This window comes from Pseudomonas sp. AC463, assembly GCF_979253585.1.
The window spans coordinates 167,548-187,445 of sequence record NZ_CEEDDZ010000009.1 but is presented as its reverse complement, the minus strand read 5'-3'; the positions used below and the strand labels follow the sequence as shown (position 1 = coordinate 187,445).

The following is a 19,898-nucleotide window of genomic DNA, read 5'->3' as shown; positions in this document are numbered from 1 at the left end:
TCGCCGCTCGTCAGATATGCAGGATGTATTCGCGAACCAGCTTGCTGCCGAAGTAGGCCAGCATCAGCAGGCAGAAACCGGCCAGGGTCCAGCGGATAGCCTTGTGCCCGCGCCAGCCGAGGCGATTGCGGCCCCACAGCAGCACGCTGAACACCACCCAGGCCAGGCACGCCAGCAGGGTCTTGTGCACCAGGTGCTGGGCGAACAGGTTTTCGACGAACAGCCAGCCGGAGATCAGCGACAGCGACAGCAGCGTCCAGCCGGCCCACAGGAAACCGAACAGCAGGCTTTCCATGGTTTGCAGCGGTGGGAAGTTCTTGATCAGCCCGGACGGGTGCTTGTGCTTGAGCTGGTGGTCCTGCAGCAGCAGGAGCAAGGCCTGGAACACCGCAATGGTGAACATGCCGTAGGCGAGGATCGACAGCAGGATGTGCGCGAGGATGCCTGGCTCTTCATCAATCACCTGCACGGTGCCGGTCGGGGCAAATTGCGCGAGCAGCACCGTCAGCAGTCCCAGCGGGAATAACAGCACCAGCAGGTTCTCGACGGGGATCCGGTAGCAGGCCATCAGCGTCAGCGCGATGACGGCTGCGGCGATCAGGCTGGCGGCGCTGAAAAAATCCAGGCCCAGGCCCACCGGCGTCATCAGGTGAGTGAACAGGCTCGCGGCATGGGCCAGCAGGGCAAGGACGCCGAGCCCGACCAGCAGACGTTTGTCTGCCTTGGCGCCTTGGGCCAGACGAGTGCCTTGATAGAGGGTCGCAGCGGCATACAAGAGGGCGGCGGCGAGGCTGGGTAGTAAACTGGGTGACAAGGGGAGCATAAATCCTGATAGACAAGCCCGAAAGGCGCTGAGTTTGGCATACCCCCGCGTTCCACGAAAGACTCCCGGGCCAGACAGCGGGTGTGCATGGGCGCAGTCTTCGCTATAATCCGCGACCTGCCCACGCCGCAGGCTCGCCGAGCGCTGTTTTTAATAGCGATTTACCACAGCCTGGGCCGTCATTACCTCGGTCTACCAAAGCATTTCGATGAATGGGGCCTGAAAGGATCGCGCATGTTTGAAAACTTGACTGACCGTCTCTCGCAGACGCTGCGCCACGTAACCGGCAAGGCCAAGCTGACCGAGGACAATATTAAAGACACCCTGCGCGAAGTGCGCATGGCGTTGCTGGAAGCCGACGTGGCCTTGCCGGTGGTGAAGGACTTCGTCAACTCGGTCAAAGAGCGCGCGGTCGGCACCGAAGTGTCGCGCAGCCTGACCCCGGGCCAGGCGTTTGTGAAGGTCGTCCAGGCCGAACTCGAAAGCCTGATGGGCGCGGCCAACGAAGACCTGAACCTCAGCGCCGTGCCGCCAGCCGTCGTGCTGATGGCGGGTCTGCAAGGTGCGGGCAAGACCACCACCGCCGGCAAGCTGGCGCGCTTCCTTAAAGAGCGCAAGAAGAAGTCGGTGATGGTGGTGTCGGCTGACATCTACCGTCCGGCAGCCATCAAGCAGCTGGAAATGCTCGCCGGCGAAGTCGGCGTGACCTTCTTCCCGTCCGACCTGAGCCAGAAGCCGGTCGACATTGCCAACGCCGCTATTAAAGAAGCGCGGTTGAAGTTCATCGACGTGGTGATCGTCGATACCGCCGGTCGCCTGCACATCGATGAAGAGATGATGGGCGAGATCAAGGCGCTGCATGCCGCGATCAACCCGGTCGAGACGCTGTTCGTGGTCGATGCCATGACCGGCCAGGATGCGGCCAACACCGCCAAGGCCTTCGGCGACGCACTGCCGCTGACCGGCGTGATCCTCACCAAGGTCGACGGCGACGCCCGTGGCGGTGCCGCGCTGTCGGTGCGCGCCATCACCGGCAAGCCGATCAAGTTCATCGGTATGGGCGAGAAGAGCGACGCGCTCGAGCCGTTCCACCCTGAGCGTATCGCCTCGCGCATCCTCGGCATGGGCGACGTGCTCAGCCTGATCGAGCAGGCCGAAGCCACGCTTGACAAGGACAAGGCCGAGAAACTGGCCAAGAAGCTGAAGAAGGGCAAGGGCTTCGACCTCGAAGACTTCCGCGACCAGCTGCAACAAATGAAGAACATGGGCGGCCTCGGCGGCCTGATGGACAAGCTGCCGAACATGGGCGGCGTGAACCTGGCGCAAATGGGCAATGCCCAGGGCGCGGCAGAGAAGCAGTTCAAGCAGATGGAAGCCATCATCAACTCCATGACCCCGGCCGAGCGCCGCGACCCTGAGCTGATCAGCGGTTCGCGCAAACGCCGGATCGCCATGGGTTCCGGTACTCAGGTGCAGGACATCGGTCGCTTGATCAAGCAGCACAAGCAGATGCAGAAGATGATGAAGAAATTCTCCGCCAAGGGCGGGATGGCCAAGATGATGCGCGGCATGGGCGGTATGTTGCCCGGCGGCGGCATGCCAAAGATGTAAAGAATTCGAGCGGGAGCTTGCTCCTGCTCCGACCCACAGGGATGTGGGATCTCCAGCAAACCCGCCGTTGGCGGGGGCTGACCTGCCGTTTTAACCGACGGCTCTATAGCAGATCTGAATGGCACGCTGATAGGCGCCAGAAAAAGACATTTGCAAAAGTCCGGATATTCCTTAGAATATGCGGCCTTTCGGGCACCTATGCCCGCTGTGCATTTAGATTTGCAGCACCGACTACAGGAACGATCTTCACATGCTAACAATCCGTCTTGCCCTCGGCGGCTCCAAAAAGCGCCCGTTTTACCACTTGACCGTAACCGACAGCCGCAACCCGCGCGACGGTTCGCACAAGGAACAGGTTGGTTTCTTCAACCCTGTTGCTCGTGGTCAAGAAGTTCGTCTGTCCGTGAACCAAGAGCGCGTAGCCTACTGGCTGAGCGTTGGTGCACAGCCATCCGAGCGCGTTGCAAAACTGTTGAAGGACTCGGCTAAGGACTCGGCTAAGGCCGCAGCCTGAGCAATATGAACGCGACGCCAGCTGTTGCTGATGATTTGATCGTTATCGGCAAGATTTACTCTGTTCATGGCGTTCGCGGCGAAGTGAAGGTGTATTCCTTTACTGATCCGACTGAAAACCTGTTGCAGTACAAAACCTGGACGCTCAAGCGCGAAGGTAGCGTTAAGCAGGTTGAGCTGGTCAGTGGACGCGGGAGCGACAAGTTCCTGGTCGCAAAGCTCAAGGGTCTTGATGATCGTGAAGAAGCTCGTCTTCTGGCCGGTTATGAGATCTGCGTGCCGCGAGACCTGTTCCCTGAATTGACCGACGGCGAGTACTACTGGTACCAGCTGGAAGGTCTGAAGGTTATTGATCAACTCGGGCAACTGTTCGGGAAAATCGATCATCTTCTGGAAACCGGCGCCAATGATGTAATGGTGGTCAAGCCTTGCGCTGGCAGCCTGGATGATCGCGAACGCCTGTTGCCCTATACGGAGCAATGCGTGTTGGCCGTCGACCTGGCAGCGGGCGAGATGAAGGTGGAATGGGACGCGGACTTCTAAGCGTGGCTAATTTGCGCATTGAAGTGATCAGTTTGTTTCCCGAGATGTTTTCCGCCATCAGCGAGTACGGCATCACCAGTCGGGCGGTGAAACAGGGGCTGTTGCAGCTTACCTGTTGGAACCCGCGAGACTACACGACGGATCGACATCACACTGTGGACGATCGCCCATTTGGCGGTGGCCCGGGCATGGTGATGAAGATCAAGCCCCTGGAAGACGCATTGGTTCAGGCCAAGGCTGCTGCCGGGGAGAAGGCGAAGGTAATTTACCTGTCCCCTCAAGGCCGTCAGCTGAAACAGGCTGGGGTCCGCGAACTGGCGAATGAGGAAGCATTGATCCTGATTGCCGGTCGCTATGAAGGCATTGACGAGCGTTTTATTGAAGCTCATGTCGATGAAGAGTGGTCGATTGGGGACTATGTCCTGTCTGGCGGCGAGCTGCCGGCGATGGTCCTGATAGATGCGGTTACACGACTGCTGCCTGGAGCTTTAGGGCATGCGGACTCCGCGGAGGAAGATTCCTTCACGGATGGTTTGCTGGATTGCCCGCACTACACCCGACCGGAGGTGTATGCGGATCAGCGTGTTCCCGACGTATTGCTAAGTGGCAATCACGCACACATCCGGCGTTGGCGTTTACAGCAGTCCCTTGGTCGGACCTATGAACGACGCGCCGATCTTCTGGAAAGCCGCTCGCTTTCTGGAGAAGAGAAGAAGCTGCTCGAGGAATACATCCTCGCGCGGGACGATAGTTAACAACGTATCGATGGTAGGTCCATTGACTTACCTTAGGAGCACAGCATGACTAACAAAATCATCCTTGCACTCGAAGCAGAGCAGATGACCAAAGAAATCCCTACCTTTGCCCCGGGCGACACCATTGTCGTTCAGGTGAAAGTGAAGGAAGGCGACCGTTCGCGTCTGCAAGCGTTCGAAGGCGTTGTAATCGCCAAGCGTAACCGTGGTGTGAACAGTGCTTTCACTGTTCGTAAAATCTCCAACGGTGTTGGCGTAGAGCGTACTTTCCAGACCTACAGCCCGCAAATCGACAGCATGGCCGTTAAACGTCGCGGTGACGTACGTAAAGCCAAGCTGTACTACCTGCGTGACCTGTCCGGTAAAGCAGCTCGCATCAAGGAAAAACTGGCTTAAGTCCAGCTTCCCGATGCAGAAAAAAGCAGCCTACGGGCTGCTTTTTTGTGCCTGAAATTTGTTCCTTTGCCGGTATTTGTCCATGACCACCCGCCTCGAAGAAATCCAGCGTCGCACCGACCTGTCCGTCACGCATGTGACCAAGGCCGTGTTTCCGCCGACCACCAACCACCACAACACCCTGTTCGGCGGTACTGCCCTGGCGTGGATGGATGAAGTGTCGTTCATCACCGCTACGCGTTTTTGCCGTCTGCCGTTGGTGACCGTGTCTACCGACCGCATCGACTTCAACCACGCGATCCCTGCCGGTTCCATCGTCGAGTTGATCGGCCGTGTGATCAAAGTCGGCAACACCAGCCTTAAGGTTGAGGTCGAAGTCTTCGTCGAGAGCATGAGTGCCGATGGCCGCGAGAAGGCCATCCAGGGTGTGTTCAGCTTTGTCGCGATTGATGCCGACAAGCGCCCGGTGCCAGTGCTGCCCGGGTTTTTGGACTGATCCTGAACCCAGCCGCGCAAGCCAGCTCCCACATTAGGAATGCATTCCCCTGTGGGAGTGGGCTTGCCCGCGATAGGATGTCACTGACAACACCTTTCCCAAGCCTTGAGTCCCCATGCCCGCCATTGACCACCCCTTGATCGACCGCTTCCTCGACGCCCTGTGGCTGGAAAAAGGCCTGTCGGACAACACTCGCCAGGCCTATCGCAGCGACCTGGCGCTGTTCAATGGCTGGCTGCAGGAAAAAAACCTCGAGCTGATCAACGCCGGCCGCGAACTGATCCTCGATCACCTGGCCTGGCGCCTGGAGCAGAACTACAAACCGCGCTCCACCGCACGCTTTCTCTCGGGCGTACGTGGCTTTTATCGCTACCTGCTGCGGGAAAAACTGATCGCCCTCGACCCGACCCTGCAGATCGACATGCCGCAACTCGGCCGGCCATTGCCTAAATCCCTGTCGGAAGCCGACGTCGACGCCTTGCTCGCCGCCCCGGACCTGAGCGAAGCCATCGGCCAGCGCGACCGCGCCATGCTGGAGGTGCTGTACGCCTGCGGCCTGCGTGTGACCGAGTTGATCAGCCTGACCCTGGAGCAGGTCAACCTGCGCCAGGGCGTACTGCGGGTGATGGGCAAGGGCAGCAAGGAGCGGCTGGTGCCGATGGGTGAGGAGGCGATTGTGTGGGTCGAGCGCTACATGCGCGATGCGCGCGGCGAATTGCTCGGCGGGCGCCCCAGCGATGTGCTGTTTCCCAGCCTGCGCGGTGAGCAGATGACCCGCCAGACCTTCTGGCATCGCATCAAGCACCAGGCCAAGGTTGCCGGGATCGGCAAGGCCTTGTCGCCCCACACCTTGCGCCATGCATTCGCCACCCATTTGCTCAACCACGGTGCGGATTTGCGCGTGGTGCAGATGCTGCTCGGGCACAGCGACTTATCCACAACCCAGATCTACACCCATGTGGCGCGCGCGCGTTTGCAGGATATGCACGCCAAGCACCATCCACGCGGGTGAAAACCGCCAATTTATCCCGCCGCGGGCTGCCCTGCGGCCCAACTGTGGTAGGCTTTGCCGGTTAGTAAGGGGGACGGCCACTGCCCGTGTTTCAAGATCGGTGTTCCTTCCCGTCCCTGCATCTGCCTTCAGGAGTTCCCATGCGCTTGACCCAGATTATTGCCGCCGCAGCGATTGCGTTGGTTTCCACTTTTGCCTTCGCTGATGACGCCGCCGAGCAGACCATTCGCAAGAGCCTGGCCAACCTGCAGCTCGACACCCCGATCGAAAGCATCAGCGCCAGCCCGATGGCCGGTCTGTATGAAGTCAAGCTCAAGGGCAGCCGAGTGCTGTACGCCAGCGCCGACGGCCAGTACATCGTTCAGGGCTATCTGTTCCAGCTGAAAGACGGCAAGCCGGTAAACCTGACCGAGAAAGCCGAGCGCCTGGGCGTGTCCAAGCTGATCAACGGTATTCCAGTAGCTGAAACCGTGGTCTACCCGGCTATCGGCGAAACCAAGACCCACATCACCGTGTTCACCGACACCACCTGCCCGTACTGCCACAAGCTGCATGCCGAAGTGCCGGCGCTGAACAAGCTCGGCGTGGAGGTGCGCTACGTAGCGTTCCCGCGCCAGGGCCTGGGCTCGCCGGGTGACGAGCAGCTGCAAGCCGTATGGTGCTCGGCCGACAAGAAAGCCGCCATGGACAAGATGGTCGATGGCAAGGAAATCAAGGCCGCCAAGTGCGCCAACCCGGTTTCCAAGCAATTCGCCCTGGGCCAGTCGATTGGCGTGAACGGTACACCGGCCATCGTTTTGGCTGACGGCCAAGTGATTCCGGGCTACCAGCCGGCACCACAAGTTGCCAAACTGGCGCTGAGTGCCAAATAAACCAGCATCGTCGAACCTTTGACGATCATGGCCTGTGGATAAGTCGACGGGCCATTAAATTGAAAGCCGCAGTCGTGCGGCTGTTTTCCACGGCCGACCTTGCGTCGGCCGTTTCATGGGGAGTTCTTCAGTGAAACCGGTCAAAGTAGGCATCTGTGGGTTAGGGACCGTCGGTGGCGGCACCTTAAACGTACTTCAGCGTAACGCTGAGGAAATTTCCCGCCGCGCAGGTCGCGGGATTGAAGTGGCGCAAATTGCCACGCGTACGCCAAAGCCTCAGTTCCAAACGACCGGTATTGCGATTACCAACGATGTCTTCGCCGTGGCCACCAACCCTGAAATCGATATCGTCATCGAACTGGTAGGCGGCTACACCGTGGCCCGCGAGCTGGTGCTCAAGGCCATCGAAAACGGCAAGCACGTGGTCACCGCCAACAAGGCGCTGATCGCCGTGCACGGCAACGAGATCTTCGCGAAGGCCCGCGAGAAGGGCGTGATCGTGGCGTTCGAAGCGGCCGTGGCCGGTGGCATCCCGGTGATCAAGGCGATCCGTGAAGGCCTGTCCGCCAACCGCATCAACTGGGTGGCCGGCATCATCAACGGCACCGGCAACTTCATCCTCACCGAAATGCGCGAGAAGGGCCGTACCTTCGAAGACGTGCTGGCCGAAGCCCAGGCCCTGGGTTACGCCGAAGCCGACCCGACCTTTGACGTGGAAGGTATCGACGCGGCCCACAAGCTGACCATCCTGGCGTCCATCGCCTTTGGTATCCCGCTGCAGTTCGACAAGGCCTACACCGAAGGCATCACCAAACTGACAACCGCCGACGTGAACTACGCCGAAGCGCTGGGCTACCGCATCAAGCACCTTGGCGTGGCGCGCAGCACCCCGGCCGGTATCGAGCTGCGTGTGCACCCGACGCTGATCCCGGCTGACCGCCTGATCGCCAACGTCAATGGCGTGATGAACGCGGTGATGGTCAACGGCGACGCAGCCGGTTCGACCCTGTTCTACGGCGCCGGCGCCGGCATGGAGCCGACCGCGTCGTCGGTGATCGCCGACCTGGTGGACGTGGTTCGCGCCATGACCAGCGACCCGGAAAACCGCGTACCGCACCTGGCCTTCCAGCCGGACTCGCTGTCGGCCCACCCGATCCTGCCGATCGAAGCTTGTGAAAGCGCCTACTACCTGCGCATCCAGGCCAAGGATCACCCGGGCGTGTTGGCCCAGGTGGCGAGCATCCTGTCGGAGCGCGGTATCAACATCGAGTCGATCATGCAGAAGGAAGTCGAGGAGCAAAACGGCCAGGTGCCGATGATCCTGCTGACCCATCGCGTGCTCGAACAGCACATCAACGATGCCATCGCTGCACTCGAAGCCTTGCAGGGCGTCGTGGGCCCGGTGGTGCGTATTCGTGTCGAACACCTGAACTAACCGATCTGTTCCAGAGGCCCCGTGCAGTCGGCGGCCTCTGTTCGAGAATGTTGTAGAGGAGCCAGTCATGCGTTACATCAGCACCCGCGGCCAGGCACCGGCCCTGAATTTCGAAGACGTTTTGCTGGCAGGCCTTGCCACCGACGGCGGCCTGTACGTGCCGGAAAACCTGCCACGTTTTACCCAGGAAGAAATCGCTTCGTGGGCCGGCCTGCCGTACCACGAGTTGGCGTTCCGGGTGATGCGCCCGTTCGTCACCGGCAGCATTCCGGATGCGGACTTCAAGAAGATCCTGGAAGAAACCTACGGCGTGTTTTCCCACAGCGCCATCGCGCCGTTGCGTCAGCTGAACGGCAACGAGTGGGTACTCGAGCTGTTTCACGGCCCGACCCTGGCGTTCAAGGATTTCGCCCTGCAACTGCTGGGTCGCCTGCTCGATTACGTGCTGGAGAAGCGCGGTGAGCGCGTGGTGATCATCGGTGCCACCTCGGGTGACACCGGCTCGGCGGCCATCGAAGGCTGCAAGCACTGCGAAAACGTCGACATTTTCATCCTGCACCCGCACAAGCGCGTGTCGGAAGTGCAGCGTCGCCAGATGACCACCATCTTCGGTGAGAACATCCACAACATCGCCGTCGAAGGCAACTTCGATGATTGCCAGGAAATGGTCAAGAACAGCTTCGCCGACCAGAGCTTCCTCAAGGGCACGCGCCTGGTGGCGGTGAACTCGATCAACTGGGCGCGGATCATGGCCCAGATCGTCTACTACTTCCACGCCTCCCTGCAGTTGGGCGGCCCGGCGCGTTCGGTGTCGTTCTCGGTGCCGACCGGCAACTTCGGCGACATCTTCGCCGGCTACCTGGCGCGCAACATGGGCCTGCCGATCAACCAGTTGATCGTCGCCACCAACCGCAACGACATCCTGCACCGCTTCATGAGCGGCAACCAGTACGTCAAGGAAACCCTGCACGCCACACTGTCGCCGTCCATGGACATCATGGTGTCGTCGAACTTCGAACGTTTGCTGTTCGACATGCACGGTCGCAACGGCGCCGCTATTGCCGGCTTGATGGACAACTTCAAGAGCGGTGGCGGTTTCAGCGTGGATGAAGAACGCTGGACCGAAACCCGCAAGCTGTTCGACTCCCTGGCCGTGGACGACGCGCAGACCTGCGAAACCATCGCGCAAGTCTACGCCCAGACCGGCGAGCTGCTGGACCCGCACACCGCCATTGGTGTGAAGGCCGCACGCGAATGCCGTCGCAGCCTGGACATCCCGATGGTGATCCTGGGCACCGCCCACCCGGTGAAGTTTCCGGAAGCGGTGGAGAAGGCCGGTGTTGGCAAGGCGCTGGAATTGCCGGAGCACTTGGCTGACCTGTTCGAGCGCGAAGAGCGTTGCACCGTTTTGCCCAATGACTTGAAAGCGATGCAGGCGTTTGTGAGCCAGCATGGCAACCGGGGTAAGCCGTTGTAAGGCAAACCGCGTAGATAAAAACGCCGCTTTCCCTTCCTTGGGTCAGCGGCGTTTTTTGTTTTTGGCAGGCCCGGCGGTGTGCTGGTTACAGGAGCAATTTGATAGCCATTCCGGTGATGGACGCAATCGTCGCGACAACTGCCATTGCTACGCCCATGGGGTACCAGAAAGTCTCACAGTTTATCTTCATGGATTCTGATTTGAGCTTTTCTTGCTCAGCTTGCATGCGTGCTATTTCAGCAAAAATACGTGAGACCTCAGCGTGCATTCTGTCTGTCGTGGTCTGCTGTTCATTTTGTTCCGCCATCGTGTTCATCCTTCGCAATTAGGGCCTTTGACATGTGTTTTTACCCGCTTGGCAGCGTGACCAGCGCCTACCGAGTATTAGGATTCACCTGTATCCCGCGCGCCCGGCAAACCCCAAAACAGCCACCCATTGCGTAAGCAGTTATGTGCCGCCGTTTTTTGCTTGTCATGTTGCAAGCGCATGCTGGATCTCGTCATCCCCTGACGGCCCCATAAAGACGATAAAGCGAACTTTCCTACGTCACAAACAGTCACTTAGGAGAGATGCAGCTCCCGTTGAAACGATTGTTCCCGAACTATTGAGTGGTGATCGAGATGGAAAGTATCAGCCTATTGCTCGAAGAAGCACTGAGCCCTTATCAGGTTACGCTGACCACCTCTGGTGTGCAGGACGAGTGCCTGGTGACCGTGAAGAATCCTGCCGGCGCCATCGTGGTCGAGCGTGAAGTCGACCGTGCGCAATTGCTGGACAAGCGCGTGCTGGTAGACGTCGTAGACTGCCTGCTGCGTGACCTCAAGATCGCCGAAGGGCGCCTGGAACCCTCGGTCATCGCAGCCTTGCGCAACGCTGCCCAGACCCGCAGCGCTGCCGTTGCATGAAGAATTGTTTATATCTGGAAACTTCCTACGTGATGCCCGGTCAGATTTTTTAACAGCAAGAGCAAACATTGTGCTCCGGTGTTTGTGCCTTGCTGTACTGGTCTTTGTAGGCCACGTTTAACCCCGAAGTGTCTCCCCACATTTCGGGGTTTCTTTTTGCCTGGGATTTGCCCCACGACCTTTCAGCGCTCGGGCGAATCCTGGAAAAAACTCGGGTTATCGCGCAGGTAGTGCGCGCGCATGATCGGGTCCAGCCATGAAGCGTAGGATTGCTGCACCTGTTCCTGGGGAATGTCGCGCAGTACCTGGTTGATCCGTTGAATGGCCTCGCGCCCTGTGGGCGTATCCGCGCAACCGATATGCGTACGCTGGTAGGGCGCCGAGCCCTTGATGGGGTAAAAGCTCAAGTCATCGGCGGCGATGCCCTGTTGCAACGCGTGATAGCGGATCTCCGGCCAATAACCCAACACCGCCTCCAGCCGCGCCAGGCGCTGCATCTGCAGCAGGCTGCCCAAGGCATCGTTACCGTAATGCAGCGCCAGTTTGTGCGGATCGGCCTGCTTGAGCTGCTCATCGATGACGGGCCCATAGCTGCGTTCCGCAACAACACCCACCCGGGCTTTATGCGCCTCAAGAAACGCTCGCAGGTCAAACTGGCCGTCTACGATAAATGGCGTCATGGCGTTCTGTTCGCTGCGTCGCAAGGTGATGCCATTGCTGGCGACCATAAACGCCTGGTCGGAAAACACCATGTATTTGGCCCGCTCCGCCGTCCACAGCAGGGAGGGGTCACAGGTGAGCCTGGGCTCGCGCAGCATCTGCATGCCACGCGCACGGTTGACGTGCAGCACCTGATGCCGGTACTCCGGCAAACGCTCAATGAGGATAGGCAGCAGTTGGTCCAGTGCCCCCTGACCCTTTTTCGGCCCTTCGAAAATAGTCAGTGGCGGCAGGTCGCGCAGCAACCAGGTCAAGGTGTCCTCGGCATTCGCCGACAGGGGCCAGCCGCCGATCACCACGGCGGCGAGGCACAGTTGGGCGAGCCTGCGCTTGCACCAAGGGGCCATCAGATCGCGCCTGCCTCGCGCAAACGCAGGATGGCGGCAGCGTCATAGCCCAGTTCGCCCAGCACCACAGCGTTGTGTTCGCCCAACTGCGGCCCGACCCATTCGCAGCTGCCCGGAGTGTCCGACAGCTTGGGCACGATGCCAGGCATCTTGAAGTCCTTGCCGCCGGGAAGCTGGGCTTTGAGGAACATTTCCCGCGCGAGGAATTGCGGGTCACCGAGCATGTCCTCGGCGCTGTAGATGCGGCTGGCGGGCACTTCGGCCTTGTTCAGTTGCTCTACCACCTGGTCCAGTGGCAGCGAATTGACCCATCGGTCGATCACCCCATACAGCTCATCGCGGCGGCTATCGCGGCCGTCATTGCTGGCCAGCGCAGGGTCATTGGCCAGGTCGTCACGGCCAATCGCCGCCATGAAGCGCTTGAAGATTGCATCACCGTTGGCGCCGATCTGCACATGCTTGCCGTCCGCGCTGGTGTGGATCGAGGATGGCGTGATGCCGGGCATGATGTTCCCGGTGCGCTCGCGAATGAACCCGAACACATCGAACTCCGGGATCATGCTTTCCATCATGGCGAAGATGGCCTCATACAGCGCCACGTCCACCACCTGGCCGAGGCCGCCGTTGACCTCGCGATGACGCAGCGCCATCAACGCGCCGATCACCGCCCACAGCGCGGCGATGGAGTCGCCGATGGAGATGCCCGTGCGCACCGGCGGGCGGTCTTCAAAACCGGTGATGTAACGCAGCCCGCCCATGGATTCGCCCACTGCGCCAAACCCCGGCTGGTCCTTCATCGGCCCGGTCTGACCAAAGCCCGAGAGGCGCACCATCACCAGCTTGGGGTTGAGCGCGTGCAGGGTTTCCCAGCTCAGGCCGAGCTTTTCCAGCACGCCGGGGCGGAAGTTTTCGATCAGGATGTCGGCGTCCGCCAGCAGCTGCTTGAGGATCGCCAGGCCGTCCGGGTGCTTGAGGTTCAGCGTCAGCGACTTTTTATTGCGCGCCTGCACAAACCACCACAGCGACGTGCCCTCGTAGAGCTTGCGCCACTTGCGCAGCGGGTCGCCGCCGTCCGGGGATTCGACCTTGACCACCTCGGCGCCGAATTCGGCGCAGATACGTGACGCGAACGGGCCGGCGATCAGGGTGCCGAGTTCGATGACTTTCAGGCCGGCAAGCGGTTTGGCATTAAACGACATGGGGTTCCTTGTCTGCGCAGGGCGGTGGTGTGATGCCTTTTAACATAGGCGAGTGGGCCATGGATAAGGATGATGCAGCGCAGGATTCGTTGAATAGCCCCACCATCGGTTAGACTGGCCGCCTTTCCCTGTCTCTAGAAGCCCGTTCATGGCCCAGCCGTCCACGACCTACAAATTCGAACTCAACCTCACCGACCTCGATCGCTCGGTGTACGAGAGCGTCAAACAGACCATCGCGCGTCACCCTTCGGAGACCGAAGAGCGCATGACCGTGCGCTTGCTGGCCTACGCGCTCTGGTACAACGAGCAGTTGGCGTTTGGCCGTGGCCTGTCTGATGTAGACGAACCGGCCCTGTGGGAAAAAAGCCTGGATGATCGGGTTTTGCATTGGATTGAAGTCGGCCAGCCCGACGCCGACCGCCTGACCTGGTGCTCGCGCCGCACCGAACGCACCAGCCTGCTGGCCTACGGCAGCCTGCGTGTGTGGGAAGGCAAGGTGGTGCCGGTGGCCAACAACCTGAAAAACGTGCACATCGCGGCCGTGCCTCAGGAGGTCCTGGAGACGCTGGCCAAGGACATGCCACGGGTGATCAAGTGGGATGTGATGATCAGTGAAGGCACGATTTTTGTGACTGATGATCGTGGCCAGCATGAAGTGCAGTTGCAGTGGCTGGTTGGCGAGCGCGGTTGAAAAAAGGTAGGAGGGGGGTTACCCCCCTTTTACAGTTGACCTCTATTGTTTTTGAAATTGTTGTTTAACCGTTTTATCAGAAGAGAAGCGCCCGTCACCCCATGCGTATCGATCCCCGCCCGTTGCCCGCTGTCCTGCCGTTTCTCGGTGAACTGCCACCGCTGTTGACTCGTCTCTACGCCGCGCGCGGGGTGCAGTCCGAGGCTGAACTGGACAAGAGCCTGGCGCGGTTGATCCCTTATCAGCAGCTCAAGGGCATCGATGCGGCGGTGGATCTGCTGGTGACCGCGCTGGAGCAGCGCCAGCGCATCCTGATCGTTGGCGACTTCGACGCCGATGGCGCCACTGCCAGCACCGTGGGCACCCTGGGCCTAAGGTTGCTCGGTGCGGCGCATGTCGATTACCTGGTGCCCAACCGCTTCGAATATGGCTACGGCCTGACCCCGGAAATCGTCGCCGTGGCGTTGCAGCGCGAGCCGCAGTTGCTGATCACCGTGGACAACGGCATCTCCAGCGTCGAAGGCGTGGCGGCAGCGAAAGCGGCCGGGTTGCAGGTGCTGGTGACCGACCACCACTTGCCGGGCGATGAATTGCCGGCGGCGGATGCCATCGTCAACCCGAACCAGCCCGGCTGCGAGTTCCCGAGCAAGGCGTTGGCCGGCGTGGGTGTGATCTTCTACGTACTGATGGCCCTGCGTGCGCGTCTGCGCAGCCTGGGTTGGTACGAGAACAAACCGCAGCCGAACATCGGCGAGCTGCTCGACCTAGTGGCCCTGGGCAGTGTCGCCGACGTGGTGCCGCTGGACGCCAATAACCGCATCCTCGTGCACCAGGGCCTGGAACGCATCCGTGCCGGGCGCGCGCGACCGGGGATCAAGGCGATCCTCGAAGTGGCTAAGCGCGACGCGGCGCGCATCACTTCCACCGACCTCGGTTTCATCCTCGGGCCACGCCTGAATGCCGCCGGGCGCCTGGATGACATGAGCCTGGGCATCGAATGCCTGCTCACCACCGATGTGGCCGCCGCGCGTGAAATGGCCGCGCAACTGGATGGCATGAACCAGGACCGCAAATCCATCGAGCAAGGCATGCAGCGCGAGGCTTTGGCCCAGCTCAAGGACTTGCCGGTGGAATCGATGCCTTACGGCTTGTGCCTGTTCGACCCGGAATGGCACCAGGGCGTGATCGGGATTCTGGCGTCGCGCATGAAAGAGCGCTACTTCCGCCCGACCATCGCCTTCGCCGACGCCGGTGATGGCCTGCTCAAGGGCTCAGGGCGCTCTGTGCAGGGTTTTCACATCCGTGATGCGCTGGCGGTGGTCGCGAGCCAGCATCCCAACCTGATCGCCAAATACGGCGGCCACGCCATGGCGGCGGGGCTGACCTTGCCCGAGGAAAATTTTCCGCTGTTTGCCGAGGCCTTTGATGCCGAGGTGCGTCGGCAACTGCGTGAAGAAGACCTGACCGGGCGCCTGCTGTCCGACGGCACCCTGGCGGTGGAAGAGTTTCACCTGGAACTGGCGCGCGCCTTGCGGCATGCCGGCCCGTGGGGGCAGCACTTTCCCGAGCCGTTGTTTCACGGGGTGTTTCAGCTGGTAGAACAGCGGGTAGTGGGGGAGCGGCACCTGAAGGTGGTGCTCAAGAGCGAATGTGGCTCAGTGAAGCTCGATGGCATTGCGTTTGGCGTGGACCGTGAGGTGTGGCCGAACCCGACGGTGCGTTGGGTGGAATTGGCCTACAAGCTGGACGTTAACGAGTTTCGTGGCAATGAAACGGTGCAACTGATGATTGCGCATATCGAACCGCGCTAAATCTCGGCAACACTGCAAAAACAAATGTGGGAGGGGGCAAGCCCCCTCCCACATTTTTTATCGCGTACAGCCCGAGATTACTCGGCTTTGTCCTTGGCCTGATGCTTCACAATGATATCCACCAACCGCTGCGCCAGCGCTGGGTAGTTTTCATCGAAGTGATGCCCACCCGGCAGCTTCAGCGCCTCGCCCACCGCAGTCTTGTCGGTGCAGCCGCTCTCGTCGACTTCTTCGGCACCGTAGATGCACACCACCTTGTCGGCGGGCAGCTTGGCCATTTCCGGGCCGGTGGCGGCTTCTTTGCCGGCGTTGCCGAGCCAGCCTTCCACTTCGATTTCAAAGCTGCCGGTGCGGGCGAAGGCCAGCAGGATGATCACGTCGACCCGCTGCTGTTCGTTTTCCGGCAGGCGGTTGTAGATCGCCGGCAGCACGTCGGCGCCGAACGAATAACCGGTCAGCACGAAGCGCTTGGTGCCCCACTTCTGCCGGTAGTGCTGCATCAGCTCGGTGAGGTCCTTGGCGCTTTGTTCCGGGGTCTTGTGCTGCCAGTAGTAGCGCAGAGTGTCGATGCCGACCACCGGGTAGCCGATCTTGGCCATCTCGCCGGCCACGTCGCGGTCGAGGTCACGCCAGCCGCCGTCACCGGACAGGAACAGCGTCACGGTGTCCTTGGCCTGGCCGGCGGGCACTTCGACCACCGGAATCGCCAGGCCGCCGTTGTCCGAACCCACCAGTTGCTTGCGCAATTCGTTGTTCAGCACTTGCGGGTAATGAATGTCGTAGTCGCTGATGCTGGTAGTCGCGCGCGGTGTATCGCGTACGAAACTGGCGGCATCGTCGTCAGGGTTATCGTTCCATGCCACCAGCCAGCTACCGTGTGCGGAGGTTTTCGGCAGGGGGTCCTTGCAGCCTTCCTGAGTCATGGCGAAGCCGACGGAGATGGCGTTGGCCTTGTCGTCGCTCTGTGTCGCCAGCCAGCGCCAAGCCAGGCTTGCGCCAGGGCCGATGCCGCTGACCAGGGTTGCAGGGCCCTTGAGCTGGCTCAGGGCGCTTTGCAGCGCTTGTTCCTGCAGCTTGCAGTCGTCTTTGGGCAGCACCACCTGAACGATTTGTGCCTTGCCGCCCTGGCCCAGGGCAATCAGTTGGCTGTCGGTCAGGGTCGCATCGGCCATCACGGCCACGGCCACACGGGCCTTGGCGGTGCCGGCAGGGGTCACGCGGGTCATCACCGAGCCGTCGGCCTGGGGCAGTTGCTCCAGGGTCGGCTGCGGGGCAGGGCGGTTCCAGTACCAAAAGCCACCCGCCGCGATCAGCGCGAGCAGCACTACTAAGGCCAATACATACCGCCAGGAGCGTCGAATCATCAGCGTTTCACCAATCCAGTCAAGCCGCCCGCGATCAGGGCGGCGGTATCGGCCAGTGCCACCAGCGGATCAAGTCCTGCGGGCACGGCCATGTAACGGGGTTCCCAGTCAGGCTGGAACTTGTCTTTGAAGCGGCGCAGACCTTGGAAGTTATACAGTTGCTCGCCACGGCGGAACACCATCGAGCCCAGGCGTTGGGTCAGCGGCGCGCCACGTCGCGGTTGCAGGCCCGACAACGGCACCATGCCGAGGCTGAAGCGGGCGTAGCCGTGACTCTTATAGTGCTGAATGAGGCCAACCATCATGAATTCCATGGTCAGCTTGGGCGCGTCCGGGTGGGCACGCATCAGGTCGAGACTGGCCAGGTCATGGTTGTAAGTCTCGAGCAGGTTGGCGAAGGCTACCGGGTGGCCTTCGAAGCGAATGATCGCGATGCGAAAGTGCTTGAGGTAGTCGTCGCTGAATCGGCCCAGGGAAAAGCCCTTTTCCCGCACATTCTTACCGGTCAGCCAGGCATCGGAGATAACTTTTAATTCATCCATCGGCGCCTGGCCTGGCTCATGGATCTCCAGGGACAGGCCGTCCCGGGTGCCACGGTTCCAGGTGTAGCGCAAATCCTTCATCTCTTTGCCCTTGGCTTCCAGGTCAAAGCGTTTCAGGTCGACGCGGGCTTCTTCACCCAACTTGATCGCAGTGAGGCCGATGTCCATGTAGTACGGCAGGTTTTCCGCCCGTACCTGGTAGAACACCGGGCGCGCGTGGTGGATATCACACAGGTCGCGGAACTGCCAGATCATTTCGGCGCGCGGTTGGGTCGGGCCGATCGGGTCGTACAAGGCCACCAGGCTGCGCCCGCGACGCGCATACATCAGGAACGCTTCGTCGTTGGGGTGGAACAGCAGCGCTTTGTCGCCGGTCAGCGCCAGGCCGCCGTCGGGCTGCGAGGAGGCCATCAGAATTTTGGTCGCGCGTTCCAGTTCATCGGGAGTCGGCAGGTGGATCACCGGGCGCGCGGTGCGCAGCAGCCAGGTCAGCGACACGATCACCAGCAACACGGCGGCGCCCAGCAGCGAGCGCAGGCCGCGCGGGGCGTTGGCGTCGAGGGTGAATTGCCACCACAGTTGGTGGCTGTACGGCACGTCCTGGTAGGCAAACAGCAGCAGCCAGATCGAGGCCCCCAGCACGCAGACGCTGGCCACCAGGTACAGCGGCGAGAACGGCAGTTCGGTCAGGCGGCTGGCGCGGTAGAACGAGCGCCGGAAGATCGCCAGCAGGATGGCGGTCATGGTCATCAGGCTGGCTTCTTCCCAGTCGAAACCTTTGAGCAGCGAGAGCAGGGCGCCCACCAGCAGCAACACCATGGTCAGCATCCAGGCCGCCGACAAGCGTCGACGCAGGCCCTGGGCCAGCAACAGGCACAGCACGCCGATCAGGCTGGCACCGAAGTGCGAGGCGTCAATCAGGCGGTGGGGAATCAGGAAGCCGATGTTTTCCAGGCGTGAGTCGATTTCCGGCGTGGCGCCGGAAAACAGCAGGACCACGCCGGACAAAAAAACCAGTACGGCCAGTACCGGCGCCGCCAGGCCCGAGGCCACGCGCAGGCTTTGCTGGGTCTGGAACAGCCGTTGCGCTTCATTGATGAGCAGGAACACGCACGCGATCAGCAGCGGCAACACCACATAGATCATGCGGTATAGAAGAAGCGCCGCGGCCAATGGCGCGGCACCGAGCTTATCGGCAAAGGCAGCGAGCAGGATGGCTTCAAAGACCCCGACCCCCCCCGGCACATGGCTGAGTACACCCGCGGCGAGGGCTAGCAGGTAGACCAGCAGGAAGGGGCCAAAGGGTGGCGCTTCCGGCAGCAACAGATAAAGGACGGTGGCCGCAGCGGCGACGTCGAGTGCCGTAATCACCAGTTGCAGGAACGTCAGGCGCCGGCCGGGCAGGCGCAGGGTGCGGCGCCCGACCTTGACCAGCAGGTTGTCCGGGTAAGGTTGCTCCGGCAAGCGGCGGCGGTAGATGCCAATGCACAGCGCGGCCGACAGCAGCAGCACGGCGCCAGCAATGCCGCCGAGCAGCGTTTGCGATAAGTGCAGGTAAGTCGAAGCCGCCGGCAAGTTGCTCAAGGTGGCCAACGCCGCCAGCGGCGGCAGTGCGCAGCCCAGCGCAAGGCTGGCGAACACGGTCATATGGGCAACTTCCGATGCCCCGATGCCTTGACGCGCATAGAGACGGTAACGCACCGAACCGCCCGAGAGCATCGAGAGGCCGATGGCGTTGCCAATGGCGAAGGCAGTAAAGCCGCCATGGGCCAGGGTCTTGGCCGGCAGTTTTACCCCGGCGTAACGTGCGCCGGAAAATTCATAGCCCAGCAGAATGATGAAGCCTGCGACCGCCGCAGCGAATGCGCCCAGCAACGCAGGCTTGGGCACTTCCAGGATCGAGTCGTGGAGGGCGTAGAGATCCAGTTCCAGCAGCAGGTGTCGGCAGGCGATCAAGGCGATTGCGAACAGCAACAGGGTCACGGCCAACCCGATCGGTTGCCGATATTTGCTCAACAGATCCAGCCAGCGTAAACGGGTGGGAGCGATCGGTTGTTCTGCTGTAACAGTGTCTTGTGGTTCAGACGAGTTGGCGCGCATCAATCACCTCGTGGATTGTGCGCGACAGGATGGAGGTATCCAGCCAAGTTACCAATCCCTATGGACAAAATAATTACAAATATTAACGCGTATCACCGGGTGCGGCGACAGCGGCCATTGGTCGTAGAGGGTAGCGCTTGAGCATTGAGCATAGCTTGCAAAGAGATGGACTCAACAAACCGTGTTGGGTTTCATGAAAGATGCCATGCCATTGTTTCAGAACAACTTTTTCACCGGATACAAAAAAGGCCACTCTTTCGAGTAGCCTTTTTTGATGTTTGGTTG

Annotated in this window: 20 protein-coding genes; 13 read left to right on the top strand and 7 right to left on the bottom strand. The window is 60.8% G+C overall.

The window, feature by feature from the left end:
• Window positions 1–10: 10 nt before the first annotated feature.
• Complete coding sequence (locus AC0IYH_RS13725; protein WP_116628731.1) at window positions 11–823, bottom strand: cytochrome c biogenesis protein CcsA; 813 nt, start codon at window positions 821–823, stop codon at window positions 11–13.
• Between the two features lie 234 nt (window positions 824–1,057).
• On the opposite strand from AC0IYH_RS13725, the gene ffh reads away from it, so the two are divergent.
• The 10 genes from ffh to thrC all read left to right on the top strand — a co-directional run bounded on the left by ffh (window position 1,058) and on the right by thrC (window position 9,933).
• A complete protein-coding gene (gene ffh / locus AC0IYH_RS13720) occupies window positions 1,058–2,434 on the top strand; it encodes a signal recognition particle protein (protein ID WP_116628730.1) in 1,377 nt (458 codons plus the stop codon).
• Window positions 2,435–2,684: 250 nt separating this feature from the next.
• Window positions 2,685–2,948 (top strand): 30S ribosomal protein S16, encoded by a 264-nt coding sequence (rpsP, locus tag AC0IYH_RS13715; protein WP_471834767.1) that lies wholly within the window; start codon window positions 2,685–2,687, stop codon window positions 2,946–2,948.
• A 5-nt stretch (window positions 2,949–2,953) separates the two neighbouring features.
• Window positions 2,954–3,490, top strand: coding sequence for a ribosome maturation factor RimM (gene rimM, locus AC0IYH_RS13710; RefSeq protein WP_028617814.1), 537 nt, complete (start codon window positions 2,954–2,956; stop codon window positions 3,488–3,490).
• Window positions 3,472–4,245: a tRNA (guanosine(37)-N1)-methyltransferase TrmD gene (trmD, locus tag AC0IYH_RS13705; protein ID WP_016977714.1), complete on the top strand. Its 774-nt coding sequence runs from the start codon at window positions 3,472–3,474 to the stop codon at window positions 4,243–4,245. The genes rimM and trmD overlap by 19 nt, the downstream gene beginning before the upstream one ends.
• A 45-nt stretch (window positions 4,246–4,290) precedes the next feature.
• A complete protein-coding gene (gene rplS / locus AC0IYH_RS13700; protein ID WP_003175895.1) occupies window positions 4,291–4,641 on the top strand; it encodes a 50S ribosomal protein L19 in 351 nt (116 codons plus the stop codon).
• A gap of 82 nt (window positions 4,642–4,723) precedes the next feature.
• On the top strand, window positions 4,724–5,137 hold the full coding sequence (locus tag AC0IYH_RS13695; RefSeq protein ID WP_116628729.1) for an acyl-CoA thioesterase: 414 nt from the start codon (window positions 4,724–4,726) through the stop codon (window positions 5,135–5,137).
• Between the two features lie 115 nt (window positions 5,138–5,252).
• Window positions 5,253–6,149, top strand: coding sequence for a site-specific tyrosine recombinase XerD (gene xerD / locus AC0IYH_RS13690; protein WP_116628728.1), 897 nt, complete (start codon window positions 5,253–5,255; stop codon window positions 6,147–6,149).
• A 140-nt stretch (window positions 6,150–6,289) separates the two neighbouring features.
• Window positions 6,290–7,021, top strand: a complete 732-nt coding sequence (locus AC0IYH_RS13685; protein WP_010207987.1) for a thioredoxin fold domain-containing protein — start codon at window positions 6,290–6,292, stop codon at window positions 7,019–7,021.
• Window positions 7,022–7,151: 130 nt separating this feature from the next.
• Entirely contained in the window at window positions 7,152–8,456 is a 1,305-nt protein-coding gene (locus AC0IYH_RS13680) for a homoserine dehydrogenase (RefSeq protein ID WP_116628727.1), read from the top strand.
• A gap of 67 nt (window positions 8,457–8,523) precedes the next feature.
• Window positions 8,524–9,933 carry a threonine synthase gene (gene thrC / locus AC0IYH_RS13675; protein WP_116628726.1) on the top strand — a complete coding sequence of 470 codons (1,410 nt, stop codon included), beginning with the start codon at window positions 8,524–8,526 and terminating at the stop codon, window positions 9,931–9,933.
• An 85-nt stretch (window positions 9,934–10,018) separates the two neighbouring features.
• On the opposite strand, the gene AC0IYH_RS13670 is transcribed toward thrC, so the two are convergent.
• On the bottom strand, window positions 10,019–10,240 hold the full coding sequence (locus AC0IYH_RS13670) for a hypothetical protein (protein WP_116628725.1): 222 nt from the start codon (window positions 10,238–10,240) through the stop codon (window positions 10,019–10,021).
• Between the two features lie 314 nt (window positions 10,241–10,554).
• On the opposite strand from AC0IYH_RS13670, the gene AC0IYH_RS13665 reads away from it, so the two are divergent.
• Window positions 10,555–10,839 (top strand): DUF3509 domain-containing protein, encoded by a 285-nt coding sequence (locus tag AC0IYH_RS13665; protein WP_116628724.1) that lies wholly within the window; start codon window positions 10,555–10,557, stop codon window positions 10,837–10,839.
• Window positions 10,840–11,021: 182 nt separating this feature from the next.
• Here the strand turns inward: AC0IYH_RS13665 and AC0IYH_RS13660 are convergent, their stop codons facing one another.
• Both AC0IYH_RS13660 and AC0IYH_RS13655 read right to left on the bottom strand, forming a co-directional pair.
• Window positions 11,022–11,906: a TIGR02285 family protein gene (locus tag AC0IYH_RS13660; RefSeq protein WP_471834763.1), complete on the bottom strand. Its 885-nt coding sequence runs from the start codon at window positions 11,904–11,906 to the stop codon at window positions 11,022–11,024.
• A complete protein-coding gene (locus AC0IYH_RS13655) occupies window positions 11,906–13,105 on the bottom strand; it encodes a CaiB/BaiF CoA transferase family protein (RefSeq protein WP_471834761.1) in 1,200 nt (399 codons plus the stop codon). Before AC0IYH_RS13655 ends, AC0IYH_RS13660 begins: the two co-directional genes overlap by 1 nt.
• Window positions 13,106–13,253: 148 nt before the next feature.
• On the opposite strand from AC0IYH_RS13655, the gene AC0IYH_RS13650 reads away from it, so the two are divergent.
• Together AC0IYH_RS13650 and recJ are read left to right on the top strand one after the other, a co-directional pair.
• A complete protein-coding gene (locus tag AC0IYH_RS13650; protein ID WP_003193952.1) occupies window positions 13,254–13,796 on the top strand; it encodes a YaeQ family protein in 543 nt (180 codons plus the stop codon).
• A 101-nt stretch (window positions 13,797–13,897) separates the two neighbouring features.
• Window positions 13,898–15,607: a single-stranded-DNA-specific exonuclease RecJ gene (gene recJ / locus AC0IYH_RS13645; protein WP_471834759.1), complete on the top strand. Its 1,710-nt coding sequence runs from the start codon at window positions 13,898–13,900 to the stop codon at window positions 15,605–15,607.
• Between the two features lie 77 nt (window positions 15,608–15,684).
• On the opposite strand, the gene AC0IYH_RS13640 is transcribed toward recJ, so the two are convergent.
• The 3 genes from AC0IYH_RS13640 to AC0IYH_RS13630 all read right to left on the bottom strand — a co-directional run.
• Complete coding sequence (locus tag AC0IYH_RS13640; RefSeq protein ID WP_471834757.1) at window positions 15,685–16,971, bottom strand: virulence factor family protein; 1,287 nt, start codon at window positions 16,969–16,971, stop codon at window positions 15,685–15,687.
• Window positions 16,971–19,613, bottom strand: coding sequence for a bifunctional lysylphosphatidylglycerol flippase/synthetase MprF (mprF, locus tag AC0IYH_RS13635; RefSeq protein WP_122772574.1), 2,643 nt, complete (start codon window positions 19,611–19,613; stop codon window positions 16,971–16,973). The genes AC0IYH_RS13640 and mprF overlap by 1 nt, the downstream gene beginning before the upstream one ends.
• 82 nt (window positions 19,614–19,695) lie before the next feature.
• Window positions 19,696–19,898, bottom strand: a 203-nt coding sequence (locus AC0IYH_RS13630) for a hypothetical protein (RefSeq protein WP_471834755.1), incomplete at its 5' end; no start/stop codon positions are given.